General features: G+C 75.2%; 1 pseudogene. It reads right to left on the bottom strand.

Annotated elements, in window-relative coordinates:
- Positions 1-372: 372 nt before the first annotated feature.
- A pseudogene (locus tag PUR61_RS15440) lies at positions 373-883 on the bottom strand (flavoprotein); the annotation flags it as partial.

The raw sequence follows: 883 nt of genomic DNA, 5'->3' as shown, positions 1-883 counted from the left end.
GGGGGCACCGGCAGCAGCTCGGCGGACGGAGCACCGGCGACCCGGGTTCTACCACGCGGCGCGGGGGCACACGGCGCAGCAGTTGCCCGGCGGCCTACGGCTACCCCGGCGACGCCGATCGCCTGGACGCCGAACCGCAGGACAGTGCGGCGCGCAACTCGGGGAGGGTCTCCACCGGCGGCCGGCCGATGCGGCCGCGGCCCCCGTTCCGCCCGGCGGGCCGGGGGCTCACCCCCACAGCCTCACCTCTGATCGTCACTCCCCGGCGCCGGGCCGGGCCTGTGGTGTCGACGCTAGCCGTCCAGGTCCCGGCCGTGGGGCTGTACCGGCGAACCTACGGACCAGTTGGCGGCCGGCGGGGCCCGCCTTCGCCTATTCCTGGTCGGGGACGGCCTGGACGGTGCGGCGGCGGGGGGCGACGCAGCAGCCACCGTCGGCCGGGGCCTGCTCGGACGGGGTACCGATGCTGACGGCGACCGGGGCCGCGCAGCAGCCACCGTCGGCGCCCTGTTCGGCGGCAGGCTCGTCGAACAGGCCTGCGCCGCCACACACCCCGGTCTCCGGGAGAGTGAGCTCGACCCGCCGAGCGGCCTCGTGGTCGCCGGCGAGGTGGGCGGCGACGGAACGGACCTGCTCGTAGCCGGTCATGGCGAGGAACGTCGGAGCCCTGCCGTAGGACTTCATACCGACCAGGTGAACGCCCTTCTCGGGGTGGGAGAGCTCGTTCACGCCGTGCGGGTAGACGGTGCCGCAGGAGTGCTGGTTGGGGTCGATCAGCGGGGCGAGCGCCGCGGGGGCCTGGAGGCGGTCGTCCAGGTGGAGCCGCAGCTCGCCCAGAAAGGACAGGTCCGGGCGCAGGCCCGTCAGGACGATGACCTCGTCC

Origin of the sequence: Streptomyces sp. BE20, from assembly GCF_036322525.1 — a bacterium.
GTDB lineage: Bacteria > Actinomycetota > Actinomycetes > Streptomycetales > Streptomycetaceae > Kitasatospora.
This window is presented reverse-complemented; position numbering and strand designations above follow the sequence as displayed.